The organism is Streptomyces alkaliphilus, assembly GCF_014141535.1.
In the GTDB taxonomy this organism is placed as follows: Bacteria; Actinomycetota; Actinomycetes; order Streptomycetales; family Streptomycetaceae; genus Streptomyces; species Streptomyces alkaliphilus.
In genome coordinates this window covers 1-4,522 of the sequence record NZ_VKHT01000390.1, presented here as the reverse complement: position 1 = coordinate 4,522, position 4,522 = coordinate 1, and the positions used below count along the sequence as shown (strand labels likewise).

At 72.5% G+C, this 4,522-nt stretch carries 2 protein-coding genes and 1 pseudogene; 1 reads left to right on the top strand and 2 read right to left on the bottom strand.

Going from position 1 to position 4,522, the window contains the following annotated elements; translation table 11 throughout:
* Nucleotides 1-962: family 2B encapsulin nanocompartment shell protein (locus FNQ90_RS13600; RefSeq protein ID WP_182606622.1), on the bottom strand; the 962-nt coding region annotated here is incomplete at its 3' end.
* 365 nt (nt 963-1,327) lie between these two features.
* On the opposite strand from FNQ90_RS13600, the gene FNQ90_RS13595 reads away from it, so the two are divergent.
* Entirely contained in the window at nt 1,328-3,832 is a 2,505-nt protein-coding gene (locus FNQ90_RS13595) for a right-handed parallel beta-helix repeat-containing protein (protein ID WP_182606621.1), read from the top strand.
* Between the two features lie 72 nt (nt 3,833-3,904).
* Here FNQ90_RS13595 and FNQ90_RS13590 read toward each other — a convergent pair.
* Nucleotides 3,905-4,522 (bottom strand): annotated as a pseudogene (locus FNQ90_RS13590) (hypothetical protein); the annotation flags it as partial.

The window sequence follows — 4,522 nt, the reverse complement described above, 5'->3', positions numbered from 1 at the left end:
CGTTGACGCAGGTCCGCGTTGTGCAACAGGCCGAACTCCCGGCTGTTGACCATCTCGTGCTCCTGGCGCTCACGGAGCGCCTCCACCGTCAGCCGGATCTGCTCCTGAAGCTGGTTCATCGGCTCGTTGTAGAGATCGGCCACCCGGGTGTGCACCCGCAGCACCGTCTGCGCGACACTCAACTCGTACTCGCGCGGGGCCAGGTCGTAGTCCACGAAGGTCCCCGGCAGTTCCGGCTCCCCGTGGTGACCGGAGGCCAACTCGATCTCCGCCTCCCCCTCCTCCGTGCGGCCGGTCCACGAGTCGACGGCCCGTTCCAGGTGGGAGGCGAGGGAGGGGGCTCGCTCCACCACCGCGCGGAAGTGGTCGCGGGGCAGCAGCAGGACGGTGCCGCCGGTCAGCGAGGTGAGGGAGAACTCCCGCCGGTCGGGCTCCCCCGTCCCCCCCTCGGCCAGCACCCGGTCGTCGACGAAGTCCCCGTCGGCGACCACTCCCAGCTCGGCCTCGGAGTCGTACGGACCGCTGGCACGACGGCTGAGCTTGCCGTGCGCCACCAGCACCACGGCATCGGCGGGGGAACCGGCCTCGAAGATCACCTCACCGGCGACGAAGTCGCGCTGGACGCATCCGTCGGCCAACTCCCGGAGGACTTCCGGGTCCTCGTACCCCCGCAGCAGGGGCAGTTCGGTGAGTTCGGCGGGGATGACCCGCACCTGCGCGCCGGTGGAGACGAACTCCACCCGGCCGTTGCCCAGCGTGTGGCCGAGCCGTCGATTCACCCGGAAGGCGCCTCCGGAGACCTGGACCCACGGAAGCACCTTGAGCAGCCACCGGGAGGTGATTCCCTGCATCTGCGGAGGTGTCTTGGTGGTGGAGGCCAGAGTGCGAGCGGCTTCCGTCGCCAAACTGAGGCGGGCCCGGTCCGCCCGCTGCTCGGATGTCGGTTCGACCGAGGTCGCCATAATGGAATGCCCGCCTTTCCTCCGACCGGAGCCGGAGATGAACTCCCTGTACGCGAACGCGGGACGCGAACGCACGGAAAAGGTAACGACCCCGGAAGCGTGAGGGCAATCACTCAAAAGTGAAAGGGAATTCGGGAATTGTTCGGAATGGCGAGGGGTACCATCATCCCTCCCGGCCCCACCGACACATCGCCACGAAAGCGACACCGAGGGCCATCTTCTCCCGATCCCGCCCCGCCCCGGGGACCGGGCCGTCCGGTCATTCGATCGGTCCGGTGCGCGCTACCGTGGTGCCCCATCACCCCGCGGCCGCGTACGCGCGTCCGCGCTGATCCGCCGATCGACCGACTGGGGCACGACACTTGATGGCAGAGGGTTCCGTACAGGTGACGCACGCCGGCAGTTCCCGCTGGCGGCGGCGAACCGCTTCCTACCCCACGGTCGCCGAGGCGTTGTCGGTCGCGGCCGATGGGGACGTGCTGGTGCTCTCCCCCGGCGTGTACCGGGAGAACGTGGTGCTTTCCGGGGCCGTCACCCTCCGGGGCCCCGAGGAGCCCGGCGACGCGCCCGCCCGTCTCGCCCCGCCCGAGGGGGTCCCGCTGACCGTGCGGGGCCCCGCCACGGTCAGCGGTCTGCGCGTGGAGGGCCAGGACGTCACCGTTCCGGCCGTGCTGGTGGAGAACAGCAGTCCGGAACTGACCCGGTTGCGGGTGCACACCTCTTCCGCCGCCGGCATCGAGGTGCGCGGCGGGGCGCGGCCGACCGTGCGCGAATGCTCCGTGGACAACCCCGCCGGGACGGGGATCTCCGTCTGTGAGGAGGCCGGTGGTCTGTTCGGGGAATGTGTCGTCTCGGCGGGCCGGGTGGGTGTGGCGGTACGGGGCCCGGCCCATGTACGGCTCGAGGCATGCCGGGTGGAGCGGGCGGAGGGAGCGGGCCTGGCGGTCACCGGGTCGGAGGCCGCGGTGGACGCCGCGCGGTGCTCGTTCTCCGGTGTCCGCGGTCCCGGGGTGCGGCTCGCCGACCGGGCGACCGCGCACCTCGGGGAATGCCGAATCTCCGGCACGACCGGTGACGGCGTGGCCATGGAGGGTGGAGCCGTCCTCACCCTCGCCGACGGCACGATCACCGATGTGCCGGAGAACGGCGTGGATCTGCGCTCGCGTTCCGTGCTGACCCTGGTGCGCTCAACCCTTTCCGGCTTCGGCCGCAACGGGTTGTCGGTGTGGGATCCGGGCACCCATGTGGACGCGCACCTCTGCGAGATCTCACACGGGACCGGCGAGTATCCCGCGGTGTGGGTGAGTGACGGCGCGACGGCGGTGTTGGAGGCATCCCGCCTGCACGACGTCCCCGACGCGCTCTTCGTCCTGGACCCGGGGTCCCGGGCCGACGTGGTGGACAGCGAGATCCGGGACGTGCGCGGTTCGGCCGTCTCGGTGAGCGACGGCGCGGCGGTGCGGTTGGACTCCTGCCGCTTCGAGGACATCGGCACGGCGATCTGGTTCCGCGACCCCGGCAGCGGCGGCACCGTCACCGGTTGCGCCGTGCGGGGGGTCACCACCGGCGTGATCGTCAGCAAGGAGGCCGATCCCTCGATCTCCGACTGCTCGGTCACCGGCCCGGTCGAGGCCGGGTTCTACGTCTCCGCCGCCGGACGGGGGGTTTTCGAGAACTGTCGGGTCGGGGACTCCCGGGGGTACGGCTTCCACGTCACCGAGGGCAGCCGGGCGGTCCTGCGGGGGTGCCGCACCGAGCGCTGCGCCCGCGGGGGCTACGCGGTGGCCGAGGGAGCGGCGGAGCTGAGCGGGTGCCGCAGCGACGAGAGTCGGGCCCGTGACACGGTCCCGGCCCCCGCCTCCGGGGCCTCCGGAGGCGGGGGCACCGGAGGGGAGCCGGTCGGCGGGCTGCTGATGCCGCCTCCCGAGGCGTTGCCCACCCCCGGTGGGAGCGGGGGAACCGCCGCCGCTCCCACCGGCGAGCCGGGCCCACCGGTGGGAGCGGCGGGGGCCGTCACCGGCGGGGAGCCGGGGGCAGCCGGTGGCGACACCCCGGCCGTTCGGGACTCCGAGGAGGTCCTGGGCGAACTGGAGCGCCTGATCGGCCTGGAGACCGTGAAGCGGGAGGTGCGGGCGCTGATCGACATGATCGAGGTCGGCCGTCGCCGGGAACGGGCGGGGCTCAAGGCCGCCTCGGCCCGTCGACACCTGGTGTTCACCGGCTCCCCGGGAACGGGCAAGACGACCGTGGCCCGGTTGTACGGCGAGATCCTGGCCTCCCTGGGGGTGTTGGAGCGCGGTCACCTGATCGAGGTCTCCCGGGTCGATCTGGTCGGGGAACACATCGGCTCCACCGCGATCCGGACCCAGGAGGCGTTCGACCGGGCGCGCGGCGGAGTGTTGTTCATCGACGAGGCGTACGCCCTCTCCCCCGAGGACGCGGGGCGGGACTTCGGCCGGGAGGCGATCGACACCCTGGTGAAGCTCATGGAGGATCACCGGGACGAGGTGGTGGTCATCGTCGCGGGCTACACCGCGGAGATGGATCGCTTCCTGGCGGTCAACCCGGGGGTCGCGTCCCGCTTCTCCCGCACCATCACCTTCACCGACTACTCGCCGGATCAGCTGCTGAGCATCGTGGAGCAGCAGGCGGCCGAGCAGCAGTACGGTCTGGCCGAGGGGACCGACGCGGCGCTGCTGACGCACTTCGCCGCCATCCCGCGCGGTCCCGCCTTCGGCAACGGGCGCACCGCCCGGCAGACCTTCGAGGCCATGGTGGAACGACACGCGGGGCGGGTGGCCCGGGTGGAGGAGCCCACCACCGAGGACCTGACGCTCCTGCTGCCGGAGGATCTGCCGCCCCGACCGTGAACCGGGGCGGGTCCCCTTCCGTCCCGACCACCGACCGGCCCGACGGCACCCCGCCGCCGGGCCGGTCGGCGTTCAGGTCTCGTCCCCGCCCCGACCGGCGGGTGGATCGGGCACGGTCGTGGCGTCGCCGTCCACCGCCACCCGAGGGGCCGGGGGAACACCCGGCGCCGCCCGCGGGTCGGTGCCGCCCGGGGCGCCGACCCCGGCCTCACCCAGCAACAGGGCGTGCAGCCGGGCCCGTTCCAACCGGTAGGCGGGGTCGTCGGCGTAGTCCCCGTGCCCCAGGAGGGGGGCGGGCAGCGGACTGAGCAGGTTGCGACCGTAGTGACGGGGGTCCAGCAGGGCGCCCCTGTCCACCGGTGGGTCGTCCCCGGTCACCCGTACCGGACCGCCGATGGGATCGGTCTCCCGCCACAGATTTCGCCAACAACGCAGGTCGTCGCGGAGCGAGCGCAGGGCGGTGGGGCCGAAGTAGCGGGGGAACCAGCGACCGTACAGGCGGTGCAGCGGGGAGCCGTGGGTGAGCAGGGCGACGCGGCTGCGGGTGGGCGCGTCCAGTTGCCACACCGCGGCCGCCGCCAGGACGCTGCCCTGGGAGTGACCGGAGATGACGATCCGCCCGCCCGTGAGATCCACCCAGGTGCCCATCCGCCAGGACAAATCGGGCACGGCCCGCTCGGCGTAGCAGGG

Coding starts and splice junctions, on each gene's coding strand:
- FNQ90_RS13595 (WP_182606621.1), top strand. CDS start 1,328: ATGGCAGAGGGTTCCGTACAGGTGACGCACGCCGGCAGTTCCCGCTGG.